General features: G+C 42.0%; 17 protein-coding genes. All 17 read right to left on the bottom strand.

The genetic code is table 11. From position 1 onward, the window contains the following. The 17 genes from flhB to GLIP_RS12625 all read right to left on the bottom strand — a co-directional run bounded on the left by flhB (position 1) and on the right by GLIP_RS12625 (position 16,372). Positions 1–1,125, bottom strand: coding sequence for a flagellar biosynthesis protein FlhB (gene flhB, locus GLIP_RS12705; RefSeq protein ID WP_008845044.1), 1,125 nt, complete (start codon positions 1,123–1,125; stop codon positions 1–3). 12 nt (positions 1,126–1,137) lie between these two features. Further along, the gene (fliR, locus tag GLIP_RS12700; RefSeq protein ID WP_008845043.1) at positions 1,138–1,920 is read right to left on the bottom strand and encodes a flagellar biosynthetic protein FliR; all 783 of its coding nucleotides are present in this window, start codon (positions 1,918–1,920) and stop codon (positions 1,138–1,140) included. A gap of 5 nt (positions 1,921–1,925) precedes the next feature. After that, positions 1,926–2,195 (bottom strand): flagellar biosynthesis protein FliQ, encoded by a 270-nt coding sequence (fliQ, locus tag GLIP_RS12695; protein WP_008845042.1) that lies wholly within the window; start codon positions 2,193–2,195, stop codon positions 1,926–1,928. Between the two features lie 10 nt (positions 2,196–2,205). Continuing rightward, positions 2,206–2,955, bottom strand: coding sequence for a flagellar type III secretion system pore protein FliP (gene fliP / locus GLIP_RS12690; protein ID WP_008845041.1), 750 nt, complete (start codon positions 2,953–2,955; stop codon positions 2,206–2,208). After that, positions 2,948–3,436: a flagellar biosynthetic protein FliO gene (gene fliO / locus GLIP_RS12685; protein WP_193362858.1), complete on the bottom strand. Its 489-nt coding sequence runs from the start codon at positions 3,434–3,436 to the stop codon at positions 2,948–2,950. The genes fliP and fliO overlap by 8 nt, the downstream gene beginning before the upstream one ends. Further along, the gene (fliN, locus tag GLIP_RS12680) at positions 3,396–3,815 is read right to left on the bottom strand and encodes a flagellar motor switch protein FliN (RefSeq protein WP_008845039.1); all 420 of its coding nucleotides are present in this window, start codon (positions 3,813–3,815) and stop codon (positions 3,396–3,398) included. The genes fliO and fliN overlap by 41 nt, the downstream gene beginning before the upstream one ends. 27 nt (positions 3,816–3,842) lie before the next feature. Then, a complete protein-coding gene (gene fliM / locus GLIP_RS12675; protein WP_008845038.1) occupies positions 3,843–4,901 on the bottom strand; it encodes a flagellar motor switch protein FliM in 1,059 nt (352 codons plus the stop codon). 31 nt (positions 4,902–4,932) lie between these two features. Beyond that, positions 4,933–5,454 carry a flagellar basal body-associated protein FliL gene (gene fliL / locus GLIP_RS12670; protein WP_008845037.1) on the bottom strand — a complete coding sequence of 174 codons (522 nt, stop codon included), beginning with the start codon at positions 5,452–5,454 and terminating at the stop codon, positions 4,933–4,935. A 94-nt stretch (positions 5,455–5,548) separates the two neighbouring features. Continuing rightward, positions 5,549–7,771, bottom strand: a complete 2,223-nt coding sequence (locus tag GLIP_RS12665) for a flagellar hook-length control protein FliK (RefSeq protein WP_008845036.1) — start codon at positions 7,769–7,771, stop codon at positions 5,549–5,551. 106 nt (positions 7,772–7,877) lie between these two features. Further along, entirely contained in the window at positions 7,878–8,330 is a 453-nt protein-coding gene (fliJ, locus tag GLIP_RS12660; RefSeq protein WP_008845035.1) for a flagellar export protein FliJ, read from the bottom strand. Further along, complete coding sequence (gene fliI, locus GLIP_RS12655) at positions 8,330–9,664, bottom strand: flagellar protein export ATPase FliI (RefSeq protein WP_008845034.1); 1,335 nt, start codon at positions 9,662–9,664, stop codon at positions 8,330–8,332. Before fliI ends, fliJ begins: the two co-directional genes overlap by 1 nt. Positions 9,665–9,666: 2 nt before the next feature. Next, entirely contained in the window at positions 9,667–10,461 is a 795-nt protein-coding gene (gene fliH, locus GLIP_RS12650; RefSeq protein ID WP_008845033.1) for a flagellar assembly protein FliH, read from the bottom strand. Positions 10,462–10,489: 28 nt separating this feature from the next. After that, positions 10,490–11,527: a flagellar motor switch protein FliG gene (gene fliG / locus GLIP_RS12645; RefSeq protein WP_008845032.1), complete on the bottom strand. Its 1,038-nt coding sequence runs from the start codon at positions 11,525–11,527 to the stop codon at positions 10,490–10,492. Positions 11,528–11,535: 8 nt separating this feature from the next. Further along, a complete protein-coding gene (fliF, locus tag GLIP_RS12640) occupies positions 11,536–13,239 on the bottom strand; it encodes a flagellar basal-body MS-ring/collar protein FliF (RefSeq protein WP_008845031.1) in 1,704 nt (567 codons plus the stop codon). A 19-nt stretch (positions 13,240–13,258) separates the two neighbouring features. Next, positions 13,259–13,588, bottom strand: a complete 330-nt coding sequence (fliE, locus tag GLIP_RS12635; RefSeq protein ID WP_008845030.1) for a flagellar hook-basal body complex protein FliE — start codon at positions 13,586–13,588, stop codon at positions 13,259–13,261. Between the two features lie 265 nt (positions 13,589–13,853). After that, positions 13,854–15,197, bottom strand: a complete 1,344-nt coding sequence (locus GLIP_RS12630; RefSeq protein ID WP_008845029.1) for a sigma-54-dependent transcriptional regulator — start codon at positions 15,195–15,197, stop codon at positions 13,854–13,856. Further along, the gene (locus GLIP_RS12625) at positions 15,194–16,372 is read right to left on the bottom strand and encodes a sensor histidine kinase (protein ID WP_008845028.1); all 1,179 of its coding nucleotides are present in this window, start codon (positions 16,370–16,372) and stop codon (positions 15,194–15,196) included. Before GLIP_RS12625 ends, GLIP_RS12630 begins: the two co-directional genes overlap by 4 nt. Positions 16,373–16,430 lie beyond the last annotated feature (58 nt).

The raw sequence follows: 16,430 nt of genomic DNA, 5'->3' as shown, positions 1-16,430 counted from the left end.
TTAATACCGCATATCCTCTGGTATGGGTAAATCTTTTTTCAATGGTGAAGGACGCTTGCCTTTTCCGCTCTTGAACGTTTTCAATTGGTATACATAAGCCAATACCTGCGCCACTGCCATAAAGAGTTTTTCGGGTATCTCTTTTTCAGGCTCAGTGGTATGGAATATTGCCCGAGCTAACGGTGGAGACGACACAATCGGCACGCCATGAGCCCCTGCAATTTTACGGATATGCATCGCTAACTCATCCGCCCCTTTCGCCACCAAAATAGGCGCTGTCGTGCCTTTTTGATCATATTTTAATGCAACCGCATAATGAGTAGGGTTAGTCACTACGACATCGGCTTTAGGTACTTCTTGCATCATACGTTTAGCTGCAGCTTGGTATTGTAGTCTGCGTATACGACTTTTAACCTGAGGATCACCTTCTGAATTTTTACGCTCGTCTTTAACCTCTTGTTTAGTCATTTTCATTTCTTTGTTGTGTTTCCAAGTTTGATAAGGCACATCAAATATAGCGATGGGTATCAAGGCACAACACAAAAACAAAAAGGCCCAAGAGATTAATTCCATGGCGTGAAAAAGGTTGAGAGGGTAGATTTCTCTATCTAAATGTAAAGCTTCATCTTGAAAAACAATAAATGCAATGTATGCAGTGCCTGCTACCACGATAAATTTAGCTAAAGCTTTTAATAATTCGACTAAACCATTAATCCCAAACATGCGTTTGAAACCTGCCAAGGGGTTTATTTTATTAGCTTTTGGCGCAGCGGATTGCCAGGTAAAATTATATCCGCCTAAAGCAATACTGCCGTAAATACCTGCAATCATGGCAATTAGTAAAAAAAATAGCACTGGAATACTAATTATTTCAAACGCATATCCCCATGCTTGAAACATATGGGTCAAGTCGTAGGTTTCGTCTCTGGAAAGGTTAAATGTCCGTTGCATTATTTGAAACAAAGCAGAAGCAATTCGTTCACCGATAAGTAAAAACGCTATCGCGCTTGCAACCAATACTAGGGTTGTAGACAACTCGCGCGATCGCGCTATCTGTCCTTTCTTGCGGGAGTCACTGGTTTTTTTGGCCGTGGGGTCTTCTGTTTTTTCGTGTGTATCAGCCATCCAAAAAGTCCCTTAATTACCGCAAACTTGTAATAAATCACACATTAGCTGTTGAGCCCTGTGCCACTGCAATTCGAAATGATGGGTGAAGTTATCCATAGTCAACCAAATAATGACCAGCCCCATGATTTGCGCGATGGAAAAACCAATACTAAATATATTCAATTGAGGGGCTGCTTTTGTCATAACACCAAACGCAAGGTTTACAATTAAAAGCGAAACAATTGGCGCTAATGAAAGCGTTACTGCAGCAACAAACATCCAGCCAGCCCAGTGCGCAATTTCTTTAAATTGTTCAGGCTGAAACCAAGCTTCTCCGATAGGAAATGCTTCGAAACTCATCACTACCATGGTTATCATTGAAAGGTGACCATCGAATGCCCAAAATAGCAATGTTGCAAGGATCAAATAGAATTGGCCAACAGCCGGGACATTAATACCGTTAACGGGATCAACAATAGACGCAAACCCCAACCCGGTTTGCATCGCCACCACTTGTCCTGCAATGACAAAGGTATCCAACACCATTGCTGAGATAAACCCAATGGCGATACCAATTATTAACTGCTGGATAACGAGTACAAAGGTACTTACTGCAAATATTTCAGAGATATCGACCGGTGGAACAACTGGCATAATCACTAGTGTCAAAAAAAGCGTCAACAATGCTCTTATTGGTGTGGGGACCGTTTTCGCACTAATCCCTACCATGGCAGCAAACAACCCTGAAATACGCATAAATGGCAGTAACATATCTGCCATATATTGAGTAACGGTTGAAGCTGCGAATTCCAAAATGGCTAACCTATCACTTCTGGTATGCGTTCAACCATAGTGAAGGTGAAATCCATGATTTTTTGAACCAACCAATGCCCACCCCAACTGAGTACTAACAAAGTAACAATCAAACGTGGCAGAAAGCTCATGGTTTGTTCATTGATAGACGTGGCAGCTTGGAATACCGCTACAATCAATCCCACAAACAAACTAGGTAAAATAATGGCCGAAACCAACAAAATTACCATTTGTAAGGCTTCTTTTAGAATTTCGACGAATATCTCAGGTGCCATGGAAGCCCCCCTACCCTAAGCCAAAGCTTGTGGCCAATGTACCAAAAATGAGATTCCAACCATCCACCAACACAAATAACATGAGTTTGAAGGGTAAAGAAACGATCATCGGAGACAGCATCATCATCCCCATCGCCATAAGAATGGAAGCCACCACTAAATCTAAAATCAAAAATGGGATAAATAACATAAAGCCAATTTGAAACGCAGTCTTCAGTTCACTGGTTACAAAAGCAGGTATTAATACGTTCATTGGTACTTCAGAAGGATCGTCAAACTCACCCACCATGTCACCTAGTTGTACAAACGTCTCTAAATCTTTGACCCGTGTTTGTGAGAGCATAAAAGCGCGCATGGGTATCTTAGCTTGTTCGTAAGCTTCAATTGAGGTCATTTCTTCATTTAAATATGGCTGTAACGCATTTTCGTTAATTTGCTCAAACACCGGAGCCATAATAAACATTGAAAGAAAAAGACTAACGCCAATCAATATTTGATTTGACGGTGACTGTTGGAGACCGATCGCTTGGCGCAAAATCGACAATACGATAATGATCCTTGTAAAAGACGTCATCATCATGACAAACGCAGGTAATAGACTCAATGCGGTCATAATTGCCAGCACTTGCAATGTCATAGTGTAATCCTGAGTGCCGTCAGGATTCGTTGTTACGGTTAACGCATCCACGCCAGGTGCTGCAAACACATCTGTTGGAGCCAATAAAATGGCGCTCAACAAAATCAGTAAAAATCTAATCATTGTTTTGCCCCTTGGCTTTATCTAATCCTGTTTTGATTTTGCCCGCAAGTGCTTGAGTTAACTTATCTTTAAAGTTATCTCCGGTAGTGTTTGTGGGCTTTTGTAGAGGTTGTTCCAGTTTGGCTAAATGATTTATATTGGTGGCGGTCACACCAATTAAATGCTGCTCTTCACCCACCTCAATGACCATTATCCGCTCTCGCGTACCCGCAACCATCGACGCTACGACATTTAGCTGACCATTTCCGGTAGCAGTGACATTAAACCGTCGCATCAGCATGGCTAACACAACAACAATTACTACTACCAATAATAATGATAGAAAAATTGACACTATCGAAGTGGGATTTGAAAGGCTTTCAACTTGTGCGAAAGCACTTTTAGAAAGGACAAACAGTGGGCTCAGAAGTATCCAAACCCATGTTTTATATGAGTTTTTATTACCTAAGCTTTTTAATTCTCTCGATTTGACTAATAACATCCGTTAACCGAATACCAAATTTATCGTTGACGACTACTACCTCACCATGAGCAATCAACGTGCCATTTACTAACACATCGAGAGGTTCGCCAGCAACACGATCTAATTCGACTACAGATCCTTGATTTAACTGCAATAAATTACGGATACTAATATGGCTACGCCCCACTTCCATGGAAATAGTTACAGGTATATCCAAAATCGTATCTAGTTTTTTCTTTTCTTTTTGGGTAATTGGCGCATCTTCAGATAGCTCATCTAACTCTGCTACAGATACATCTAATTCATGATCACCACTGTCGCCTGCTGCAGCTTCTTCCTCTTCTGCTTGTTCGGCCATTGCTGCAGCCCAGTCGTCCATTGCATCATCTTCACTCATTGTTCTTTACCTCGTTTTTGCAGACGCTCATAAGTCTTCCTCTAACACAGAAAGCTCAGCATCACTGTCTATACGACGTCCGCCTTTCGTTAATAATTGCAATTCAGATTTAACTGAAGTGGGTCGTGGAATTTTTTCGGTAATTTTAACCGCAATATTGTCTCGAGAACGGCCTAGTTTCGCTCTGAAAGTCGGCAGTTCTTCAATTAAAACTGTGATCGTTTCTGGCATCTCAATTGGAATGATATCACCCGGTTTGAAGTCCATTAATCTTTGTAACGGCACATCAATATCTAGCATATGCGTTGACACTGACACTTTTACATCAAGAATTTCATCTCTTAACGCTTTACTCCAACGTAAATCAGTATCTTCTTTATCGCTTTGAACACCTGCATCTAACAACTCACGTATGGGTTCTAGCATGGAATAGGGTAATGATACGTGGAAGTCCCCGCCTCCACCGTCGAGTTCAATATGAAACGAACTAATAACAACCACTTCCGTAGGGCTAACAATATTAGCCATTGCCGGGTTAACTTCTGAATCTAAATATTCAAAAGAAACATCCATCACCGGTGCCCAAGCTTCTTTGTAATCCTCGAAGATGAGTTTCAACAACATTTGAGTAATACGACGCTCTGTTGGTGTAAACTCGCGACCTTCAATTTTGGCATGATAACGGCCATCACCACCAAAAAAGTTGTCTACTAAAATAAAGACTAAACGCGCTTCCATGGTGATCAACCCCGTTCCTTTTAGGGGTCTAAATCGAACCATATTCAAACTTGTAGGAACAAAAAGTGTATGAATATATTCACCGAACTTGATCATTTGAATACCGTTTATCGATACCTCTGCAGATCGGCGCATCATGTTAAACAAGCTCACCCGCATATGTCTGGCAAATCGTTCATTAACGATTTCCAACGTAGGCATGCGGCCGCGTACTATGCGGTCTTGTGAAGAAAAGTCATACTCAATCATCGAACCATCAGATTCGAGATCTTCATTGTCCTCTTCTTCGACATCATCAACGCCATGGAGTAGCGCGTCAATTTCATCTTGTGATAATAAATCGCTCAATGTTTCGCTCGCTTAAATAAACACTTAAGTGTTATTGCATAACAAAGCCGGTGAATAACACCTGCTCAACTACTTCACTTCCTACTGTTTCTTTCAATACTTTTTGCACTTCTCTTCCGGCTTGGTCACGTAACGAGACTTTACCGGCTTCAGTGACTAAATCATCTGCATTTGAACTACTAAACACTTTTAATAATGTCCCTTCTATCAAGGGAACATGCATCTTTGCCAGTTCTTCGTTATCGGTTCCTCGAACCATTAACTGCACTTTAATTTGTGCTAAACGGTCTTTTCCTTGCCCTGGCACGTTAAAAACAAATGGACGTGGCATAGCAACATACAAAGCAGTGCCTTTATTGCTAGAGCTCATGGCAACGCCACTATCGTCGCTGCCGGATGACATTTGGGTCGACACCTCTTCTGTAGAGTCGTCACTGCCGCCCAACAAAAAATAAGCAGCCGCACCACCACCAATGAGAACAACTGCAACAATGATAATAATCATCATCTTGCCTTTGCCACCCTCTTCCATTTGTAATTCGTCTTCTGCCATCTTCTTCTCAATTCATTAATTTGTGACTAGTTAATTAGATTGTATCAACAAATTGCTGTAACGGGTGAATGCAAACACCTCAAAATTGCAAGTATCAAACAAAATAATCAATACCACCGATCCTGCCGTTCGAAATCCGTTGCTCAATTACTTCGGACTCGTCAGTTGTCAAATTATCAGCGGACTCCTCCGTACTAACAAATTCTGAGCCATGTTGTTCAGCATTGCCACTTTGTTCTTGCTGCACTGAGGATTGCCCAAGTTCAATGCCTTGTTGCTCGAGCAGTTCTTTTAGCCTAGGCGTTGCTTGTTCAAGTACGTCGCGCGCTTGCTGAGACTGAACAACTATATTAACACTTGCCGTATCGCCAGACATATTTAGGCGCACTTTCATCGCCCCCAATTCAGGAGGATCTAAACGTATATCAGCCTGAAGGTTATTTTGGTTTACCATCCAACGTACTTTCTCAGATAGTTGTTGCAAGCCTTCTTGACGATTGATATTCACCGCTTTATCAAATTGCGCTAACTGTTGCCCCTGTTTATTTTGCAGGTGTTGCGCTTGATTATTATTTTCTTTTACCAAGGCCTTTTCGGTTATCGAAGCAACATGCAATTGTTCTACTTTTGCATTTAATTGACTGGTTATTTCTAAGGTTTGATTAAATCGCGTAATAGTTTGATCTAACACTTGAGGCACAACAGGCACTAAATTGACTTTAGCAGTTGCATCGTTAACCAGCGCAGACAGATCAATTGCCGGCTGATGCCCTTGTTTAATTTGTGCTTTTATTTCTTCAATACCACTTTTTAGCGCACTGACAAAATCAGATTTACCCCCTGCATCACCTGCGTAATTTTGATTATTCGCAGTTTTCAAATCTAAGCGCTGGGCAAGGTTAGCTAATGCCGCATCTAATTTATCTTTAGGCAAATCAAGCAATGCAGCCACACTTTGGTCGATATTAACTGCCGTTTTAGCTAGCTCCATATTGTCAGGCGTTAGCGAAGTAGTCTCAATATTAGGCTTTATCGTGGTATCACTATTTGATATTGGTTTATTTGTATTTGAGGCTGACGACATCAACAAATCAAGCATCAAGCGCAAATCGTCAGCGATCGCTACATCCGTTTCGGTTACGGTGCCTAGCTCTTGCGATTGAGCAACTTCTAACGCGCTCGTTTCTAATCTCAATGACTCTCGCAGTTTGGCCATTACATCGGCATCAGATTCTCCTAAAACATCAGATATCTGATTTAGTAATTGGTCAAGAGAAGCGGCATTGTCGACGCTGCCTTTTTGTTTTTGAGCGTCCAATAGTGTTTGTAACTCGGCAATCAGATTGTTAAGAGATTTTAATGTCGTCGCAGACTCAAGTGCGATGAATTCATCCGTTTTGACATCCCCCGCAAGCGTACCGTTGAGCGCAGATTCTTCTGATTGTTGATTTTCAGAAACCAATACATTTATATCAATATTTTCAAGCTCACTGGAGCCTAGGATTGATGACTCTGGATCAGATTCGATTGAATTAACATCACTTTTATTTGCAAGTAAAACCTCTGTGATAGAAAACTCAGGTACATTTTCGTTTGCAGTCTCTTTATTTGAGCTCGTTTCACCTTTGGTTGCCTTAGCTATACTTTTTTCCACCAATGTTAGCCAGTCAATCAGTGGCGTTTCATCAGTTATCACTGTAGCTTCTGAATCTACCACTTGATCATCAATCATGATGTGAGTTGCCGAGACAAGGTCGTTCTCAAGGCTTTTTTCTGGATTATCCGAGGTGCCAGCTTTTTCAAACTCACTTTGTTGCTCGGCGTGTTTGACTATTTGTTCTTCTGATTTAAGTGCATCATTCTCTACGTTCTTCTTTTCACTGGTTTCACTACTAACGTTTTTATCTGCAATTTGATTTTCAGTATCCGCTACTTTTGCCTCATCACTGTATTGAGGTGCTTGCGCTTTGTCACTTTGCTGTATTGGTTTAGCCGATTTATCAGTTTCAGACGAATGTATGGCAGACTTTTGCTCAACGGGCTTGGCAAACTCGGCTTGATTGTCTTTGCTTCTATCACGCAACGTTTTGCTTTTATCACGCTGACTCTCTTGCCTGTCATACGCATTATCAACCGACTTTTCGATGTTTCGATCTGGATGGTTTTTAGGCGGCTCAACGGGTTGTGAATAAACTTGATCAGCTTGTTTAAAATATGATTGAAAATCAGTTTGTTGATTAAAATTGTTGCTTGCATGGCCATTAACCTTAGTTAACAAGGCGGCAAGTTCTGATTTAGCGGTGGCAATATGTTGCATCTCTTATTCCCGTTACAGCATTAATTTATGGTTTAAATCAATGATCTTGATTGAACACAGCAAAGACTGTTCCAACCTGTCGGAGATACTAAGATTGTGAGTTTTATTAGTTATGAGTAGAACGTTGCTTACGAATAAAACGTTGGGTTGAAAGTTCATCCATAAACTGCTGCTCTATTTTATTATTTCTAATTTCGCGTGCCTGTCGCTTTTTCTCTAAAAGCATTTCTACCGCTTTACGCTTACGTTGTTGGACTAGCCACAGATTTTTGCGCTGTTCCGCGACCAGAATGGCTTGGTTATGAACTTGCATTTGTTGCTGACAAGCTTTGTCTAATTTACCGATAAAAGACTGCAGTTTGTTGAACTTATCGATATTCAATGCACCGGCGTCTTTAGCCTGCGTTTGCCGAAGATAATCTAATCGGTAACGTTCTAAACTGGAAAGTTTTTGCTTGTTCATTTCAACATGTTGCTGGGCTAGCTGAAAATCACGGGCCAAGCGATCTTCTTTGTCTTTTTCCCACTTTGCCACAAGCTCTAACTGACGTTCTGCCATTAGCCGTTACCTAAGCCTTTGGTTAGCGACATCATGCCTTCTAGGCTCTCGTCATAGGGTAAAATTTGCTTCATTCCTTGTTGTAAAAACGTATTGATTACTGGTTCAGCGGCAATCGCCAAATCCATACGCGGGTCAGTTCCTTTGGTATAAGCGCCAATATTAATCAAATCTTTGTTTTGCTGATAATTGGAATACACTTGTTTAATTCTTCTACTCGCCATTAGGTGTTCATCGCTTACTACCATGGGCATAACACGACTAATCGAGGCTTCGATATCGATCGCTGGATAGTGTCCGGATTCTGCCAAATTTCTCGATAACACTATGTGTCCATCTAATATTGCACGGGCGGAATCGGCAATCGGATCTTGTAAATCGTCACCTTCGGTTAAAACGGTATAAAAAGCAGTAATTGAGCCTTGCCCATCTTTACCATTCCCGGCGCGTTCTACCAATGCAGGCAAGCGAGCGAAAACAGAAGGTGGATACCCTTTAGTTGCTGGCGGTTCACCTACCGCAAGAGCTATTTCACGCTGCGCCATGGCATAACGCGTTAACGAATCAATTAATAGTAGTACGTTTAAACCTTTATCTCGAAAATATTCAGCAATTGCCACTGCGGTTTCACAGCCCTTCAATCGCATCAAAGGAGAAGTATCAGCAGGTGAAGCCACAACAACCGATTTTTGTCTTTCCTCGTCCCCTAAAATATCTTGAATAAATTCTTTTACTTCTCGTCCCCGCTCTCCCACTAGACCGACCACAACCACGTCAGCTGAGGTACCGCGCGTCATCATACCCAATAACACGCTTTTACCTACACCACTACCAGCAAACAAGCCCATGCGCTGACCTTCGCCAACTGTGATCATCGAATTGATTGCTCGCACGCCAACGTCTAAAGGGCTGGTAATAGGTCTGCGTGATAGAGGATTGATTGGTGGTTTACTAAGCGGCACACGTTTTTCAGCTTTAATCGCGCCTAGCCCATCTAGTGGTTGTCCATTGCCATCCACTACACGTCCTAATAATGACATGCCAACTGGTAAACCGGGTTCGCGATCTAAAGGTTCAACACGAGAACCAGGAACAATACCTTTCACCGCTTCGGTAGGCATTAAATACGTAATATCTTCGGCAAATCCAACCACTTCGGCTTCAATTTGGCCATCTACAGTTTGCACTAAGCATTGGCTACCCACAGGCATTTGGCAACCGACCGCTTCTAGTGTCAAACCAATCCCACGTACTAATTTTCCTGATGCGACAGTTGGAGCTTTGGGAACTTGAGTTTGTAAAGACTTGATGCGATCTAACAATTGCTGAGACATAACTACGACTCGTTTTCAATATCGCTTAGCCCCTGCTCTAGCAGAAACTTATTGAGGACATCTTTGACTCTTCGCTCTACCGAAGCATCAACGGCATTGTTACGCGTGCTAATATCACAGCCCCCTCGAGACATATTTTGATTTTCTACAAACGTCCATCCCTGTTTATCGATGTATTCAGCAGTAAAACGCTGCTTCACCATCTCAATATCATCTGGATGCATATGAATTTGGTACTGGGCTTCTTGGATAGGTAACGCTTTTAGCGCTTCATTCAACGCATTAAACAAAATCTCAGAGTTAGTTTGAACCTCAGCCCGAATAACTGATTTTGCTAAAGCTACTGCCAACTTTACCAGTTCTGCCTGTAATGTATTTTCAACTTGAGACACTGGTTGGTGTAGTTGTTCCATTAATGCGTTAAACGCGTCAGTCTGAGTATCGACTTGCTCTTTCGCATTTGCCAAACCTTCGTCGTGACCAGCAAGTAAACCTTGCTCCTTACCTTCTTGCAGACCCAATTCTTTTCCTTCTGCATAACCCGCCTCGAAACCTTGTTTCTTACCCTGCTCAAACCCTTCTTTATGGGCTGATTCCCTTATTTGTTCAATTTCTTTAGCGGTTGGCGGTAAAAAGCTTTCTTCTTCTTCGGGGGGCTCGTATTTCCAAGTGCTTTGTCGATTAAACACGTTGGTTTTGGTGCTATCAAGATTTAAGCTTTCTTCCAAAAACGGGAGTTCCCACGCCGCTATATCATCGTCGCTTAACTCTTTTTTGCTGTCATCTTTATCGTTCACTAGCAGGCTCGTTTAGCAAAATGTAGCATTACAGGAACTCTTCTCCACCACCGCCACCGAGCATAATTTCACCGGAATCAGCCAAGCGTCGTGCAACAGAAAGAATCTCTTTTTGTGCAGTTTCAACTTCACTGATACGAACAGGTCCTAAGGCTTCCAGATCATCAAGTAACATTTCGGCTGCGCGTTTTGACATGTTTTTAGTGATTTTGTTCTTCAGCTCTTCATCAGCGCCTTTGATCGCTTTGAGTAATGAATCTTGCTGCACTTCGCGCAGTATTGCCTGAATTGCTCGATCGTCGACATCAGCAAGGTTGTCAAACACAAACATCAAGTCTTGGATTTGCTGACTCATTTCCTCATCTTGTTCACGAATGGCATCCATCAATTGCCCTTCAATATTCGTATCAAGGTAATTCATGATATCAGCTGCAGATTTCAAGCCGCCCATTTTAGCCGCTTGAGTACCTGCTTGACCCGCAAATTGTTTTTCCATAATTTCGTTTAATTCTTGCAATGCTGCTGGCTGTACTTCTTCAAGATTAGCCACTCTCATCATAAGATCTAAACGCACTTTTTCAGGAAATTGCGACAATATTTCTGCTGATTGCTCGGCATCTAAATAAGACATAACAATGGTTTGAATTTGAGGGTGCTCATTACGAATAATGCTGGCAACTTGCTTAGAGTCCATCCATTTAAGTGAATCTAAACCTTTCGCTCCACTTCCCATCAATATTTGATCAATTAAGTTAGCCGCTTTATCTTCACCAAGTGCAGCAGTCAGTGCGCGTTTAACAAAATCTTGGCTCTGGAAGCCGATCGTGCTGTAATTTTGAATTTCTTCAATAAAATGTTTATGTACCGCTGTTATTTTGGGTTGCGTCATGTCGTCTATTTGTGCCATCGCCTGACCCAATTTTTGGACTTGTTTTGGCTCAAGATGTTTTAGAATTTGTGCGGCATCTTCTTCCGACAAACTTAAAAGCAAAATTGCAGCTTTATCAACGCCCTCTAATTTTCCAACGTCATAACCGCTGGATTCATTCATATCTTCTTCAGGCATGTCCAGTCCTATTCATCTTGCATCAACCAGCCTTTCACAACCTGAGCTGACAACTCAGGTTCATTAGCAACTAACGCGCGAACCGCTTTTAATACATCTTCATCTTTGTGTAAATCAGGTAACATTAACGAACCGTCGGCAGCAAACCCAACCTGCCCTTCATCGAATTCCTGAGATAGCATACTGATTGTTTCATCACCCAAGTCCAAAGCGCTATCCACATCGAAATCATCACTTTCAGTGGTATCTTGAGGATTAATTAGACGGCTCAGCATGGGCTTAACTAGCGCGAAAATCAACACGATTATGATCAATGCACCAGCGGCTACCTTTACAGTTTGCGCAAACCACTCTTCTTTATAGTAAGGCACCACAACTGGAACATATTCGTTATCTCGGCTAAACGGAATACTCACTACTTCTAATGAATCTCCACGCGTCACGTCAAAGCCAATCCCACCTTGCAACAATCTGCGAATATTCAGCAACTCTTGTTGCGCTCTAGGGGACATAGATTCTGTGCCGTCTTCAGCTACTTGGGTAATATAATCCACCGCTACCGATACACTAAGACGTTTAATAATGCCAGTTTGCTGCTTAGTATGACTAATTGTAGTATCTAACTCGTAGTTTCGTGTCTCTTCTTTGGAATTCCGACCGGGTAAGGTGGTTTGAGCACTACTTCCGGTGGCATTTTCTGGTATGTTTGAATCTAGTGGAGGCTGATTAGTTAGCGCACCCGGAATGCCGCCAACGACGCCACCTACACTATTTTCTTCTACTAGCATTTCACTACGTACCGCGGGTAAATCGGGGTTGTAACGGCGTTGCGTTTGTTCAACAGCGGTAAAGTCCATTGTTACATCAGCTTGCGCGGTGTAATTTCCTAAGCCTAGAACTGGAATCAAAATAGAGTCTATTTTTTCTAAATACGCATTTTCACGCTGCTTTTCTAATTCATATTCTTTGCGAGAACGCGCGGAAGCTGCATCTTGAGAACCAGAATTCAACAGACGACCATTGCTGTCAGTTACTGTGACGCGGCTGGGTTCCATACCTTGTACTGCAGAACCGACTATATCGATTATCGCATCGACCTCTTCATTGGAAAGACTCGCACCGCGCCCTGATGTAACCACAACCGTGGCGCTGGCTTTTTTCTCACGTCTTGCGAATACGTTTTCAACCGGCATTGCAAGCAAGACTTTCGCGCGTTTTACACCATTTATTTCTTCTATAGTACGCGCTATTTGCTGTTCGCGAGCATGTTTTAAACGCTCTTTCTCAACCCGTTGAGAAACCCCAAACCCCATGTCTTGCATGATAATGTCGGTTCCAGAGTTTTCAGATGAGGAAGAAAGTCCCTGACGGGTCATGTTAAGCTTGATCGCTTTGTAGTCGCTTTCCAGTACTTTGACTACATTTCCTTCCAAAATATAATCGGGATAATTCTGATCAAGATAATCAAGGGTCTCAATGAGCTCCTGCGTTTCCATTTTTCCCAATGGACGATACGTAGGCTCTTGTGCCCAAATTACGATAAATATAGCTATGGCGATGCAAATCACTAATGCAATCACAATGGTGATCTGACGCATGATATCGACACTACCTAACGCGTCCATAAACCCAGATTTTTGCTCTAACTCGGTAGAATCTGAATAATTGTCGTTATCACTAATTGCAAGTTCGGTACTTGTTGCCTCGGCCACGAATTATCCTCTCGCTTATTTAAACTGGCATGTTCATGATTTGCTTATACGCTTCCATGACTTTATTTCGCACCTGAACAGTCGCTTCAAAAGCAATTCCGGACTTTTCCTTTGCTAACATAACATCCGCCAAACTCATATTAGGATCGCCCATCTCAAATTTGATTTGCTGATCTTTGGCATCTAATTGCATGTCATTAACTGTATTGATTGCTTGCCCTAGCATCTCAGCAAAATTCTGCGAAGAGGGGTTGAGATTTGATTGCTGTGCAAGTGGCGCTATATCCATTTGCGCACCTGCAGCCATCGCTTGCATTTCTTGATATAAAGATTGTGCTTTGATTTCCATGTGTTGCTCCAGTGGTGCAATCCATACGCTTTGCAATAGTCAAAAAATACAACAAAGCGTTAATTTTTTAGGTGTATGGTTCCACTAAGCAATCTCAATGCCAAACTTTAATAGTCTTATTATTCAATTAGATACAAATTTAGTCATTTTATTGACGGGCAAACTCATTCATCGTTTTTGTCTTTTGTTTGGCATAAATTGATTTTTAAATGACAAAAAAATAGCCGTATTTCTACGGCTATTTTTGTTTATGCTTTCAGCAGATTTACGCTGGCAATTCAATGCCTACTTCGCGCATTCGAGCCAATTTATAACGCAATGTTCTGGGGCTAATGCCTAATCGTTCAGCGACATCTTTTCTTCTTCCATTACATGACTGAAGTGTGTCCAAAATAATTTGATGTTCTTGCTGACGAAGTTCACTGCCAAGCTTACTGTCATCTACTTCGCTGGTTAAAGAGGTGTCGGCAACTAACGAATGACCAGTTTCAATTTCAATCATAAGATCATTTGCGTCAATCGTTTCCCCATCGGAAAGAATTAGGGCGCGCTGAATAACATTTTCAAGTTCCCTAACGTTCCCCGGCCAACGGTGTTGCATCAATTTACTACGCGCTGAAGCAGTGAGGTTAGGTGCGTGTTTTTTACCACTATAGTGCCTTTCTATCATGTGCTCGGCTAATGGCACTATATCGCCGGCACGCTTATCTAACGGATGCCACATGAGTGGGAATACGTTTAGGCGATAGTACAAATCTTCTCTGAATTTACCGTCAGTGACTACTTGTTTCAGATCTCGGTTACTAGTTGCAATCACTCGCACATCAAGTGCTATCGTTTTACGACCACCGAGTCTTTCTACTTCTTTTTCTTGCAATACACGCAACAATTTAGCCTGCAATGCTAAATCCATTTCGGTAATTTCATCCAGTAAAATACTGCCCCCCTGAGCCAGTTCGAACTTACCTGGAGATGCTTGAAGTGCGCCTGTGAAGGCGCCCTTTTCATAACCAAATAGAGTTGCTTCAAGCATATTTTCGGGTATTGCGGCACAGTTAATTGCTACAAATGGCTGATCTTTACGACTTGATTGGTCGTGTATGTAGCGTGCTAACACTTCTTTGCCCGATCCGCTTGGCCCTAACACCATTACAGTTGCATCGGAACCTGCCACTTTTTTGGCAAGATTAAGTAAATTTATGCTCAATGGATCTGCTGCTATTGGATCTCGCGACTCGACCATTTGCGCCGGAGCGTATCGACCGACCAAATTGAGCAAGACTTCCGGGCTAAAAGGTTTAGACAAATAATCGGTCGCACCATCTCGCATAGCTTGAACTGCATCGTCAATAGTTGCATATGCGGTCATTAGCAAGGTAGGTAAGTTGGGGTATTTATGTTTAATACTACGCAATAAAGTCAACCCACTCATTTCTCCCATTTGAATGTCGCTCACCACTAAATCAACTTTATGTGAACTGAGCTTTATCATGGCTTGCTCGGCAGAGTTTGCTTCAATGACTTCATAACCTCCAAGCAGCAATGTATCGACTAACGCTTCTCTTAAGCCTGCATCATCTTCTACAATTAGTATGCTGGTTTGACTCACGATTTATCTCCCAAAGCCGGTTTAGATTTATTCGAATTAATAATTGGGAGCATGATCGTAAAGCATGCTCCTTTGCCTGGCATATTCGTAACGGTCACTGAGCCGCCATGAGATTTGGCAACAGTAGCGACCACTGATAGTCCCAACCCTGTACCATGACTTTTTGACGTAAAAAAGGGTTCAAAAATTCTATTTGCATTATCCATATCAACACCAGGACCATTGTCTTGTATGTGCAATATAACTTTTTGGTTTTCACTCAAACAGCTAACGGTAATTTCACAATTTTCCGGCTGCACCTGTATGGCATTGTGAATTATGTTTTGCAATGCCCCTAAAAGCGCTGGTTTGTTACCTAAAATGGTAATCGCTGGATCGACTTCTAACAGGGTAAGTTGAGTATTTGACTGCTGCAGCATATTTTCTGAAGACTGAATTAATTCTTCCATCAATTCAGCTACACAAAGATTTTGCACCACTTGTTCTTCGCCACTTTTAGCAAACAACAACATATCGTTTACTTGGCTTTCTAAATCTTTTAAGCGCAGCATTAGTTTTTCACCAAACCGTTCGCGAGCAGCATCACTAAGTTGATTACTTGCTAAATTGGAAGCGTATAACACAGCTGCGGATAACGGTGTTCTGATTTGATGCACAATAGATGCAACCGTTTTACCTAAAGAAGAAAGCCGTTGCATATGACTAATACGTTGCTGAAGTTGTCTGGTTTCAGTGAGGTCGGTCAAGACGATTAATTGACCAGGCTCGGCCGTTAATGGGGTAATTGATAATTTCACTTTACGACCGTCATGTAATGACACTTCATGTCCATCATCGGCTTGTGGTTTAAACGAGCGAGCGATAATTTTACGCCATGCCTGACCTTCTAAAGGTTCACCCAAAAGTGCTTTGGCTAACGCATTGGCCTGTTTCACCTGCCCTCGCCCATTTATTACAACGACGCCTGCTGGCATAACTTGCAATAAATGCTCTAACCGCGTTGCTTGACTTTTTAATTGTTCAAATTCTTGTTTTGACACTTCGGTGGTTGTTTTGTGAAGAGGCTGCGCCAGCCGAGATGAGGCATTGTACTCTTCGTTTATTGACGAAGAAGAATGGTTAACTTCGGTTAGATCGCTTTCATACGATACGTTCAATGCACTACTGAGCGCCATAATGTCCTCACGTCAAAAATAAACTACTAGTAAGGATTTAGCATATCGCATGCCAATT

Source organism: Aliiglaciecola lipolytica E3, from assembly GCF_000314975.1.
In the GTDB taxonomy this organism is placed as follows: domain Bacteria; phylum Pseudomonadota; class Gammaproteobacteria; order Enterobacterales; family Alteromonadaceae; genus Aliiglaciecola; species Aliiglaciecola lipolytica.
Note: the sequence above shows the minus strand (reverse complement) of the source record. Positions and strands in the feature narration are given on the sequence as shown.

Bases quoted from the DNA above. Each gene is read 5' to 3' on its own strand.
- flhB (WP_008845044.1), bottom strand. From the start codon at position 1,125: ATGGCTGATACACACGAAAAAACAGAAGACCCCACGGCCAAAAAAACC.
- fliQ (WP_008845042.1), bottom strand. From the start codon at position 2,195: ATGGCACCTGAGATATTCGTCGAAATTCTAAAAGAAGCCTTACAAATG.
- fliP (WP_008845041.1), bottom strand. From the start codon at position 2,955: ATGATTAGATTTTTACTGATTTTGTTGAGCGCCATTTTATTGGCTCCA.
- fliO (WP_193362858.1), bottom strand. From the start codon at position 3,436: ATGTTATTAGTCAAATCGAGAGAATTAAAAAGCTTAGGTAATAAAAAC.
- fliN (WP_008845039.1), bottom strand. From the start codon at position 3,815: ATGAGTGAAGATGATGCAATGGACGACTGGGCTGCAGCAATGGCCGAA.
- fliL (WP_008845037.1), bottom strand. From the start codon at position 5,454: ATGGCAGAAGACGAATTACAAATGGAAGAGGGTGGCAAAGGCAAGATG.
- GLIP_RS12665 (WP_008845036.1), bottom strand. From the start codon at position 7,771: ATGCAACATATTGCCACCGCTAAATCAGAACTTGCCGCCTTGTTAACT.
- fliJ (WP_008845035.1), bottom strand. From the start codon at position 8,330: ATGGCAGAACGTCAGTTAGAGCTTGTGGCAAAGTGGGAAAAAGACAAA.
- fliI (WP_008845034.1), bottom strand. From the start codon at position 9,664: ATGTCTCAGCAATTGTTAGATCGCATCAAGTCTTTACAAACTCAAGTT.
- fliG (WP_008845032.1), bottom strand. From the start codon at position 11,527: ATGCCTGAAGAAGATATGAATGAATCCAGCGGTTATGACGTTGGAAAA.
- fliE (WP_008845030.1), bottom strand. From the start codon at position 13,588: ATGGAAATCAAAGCACAATCTTTATATCAAGAAATGCAAGCGATGGCT.
- GLIP_RS12625 (WP_008845028.1), bottom strand. From the start codon at position 16,372: ATGGCGCTCAGTAGTGCATTGAACGTATCGTATGAAAGCGATCTAACC.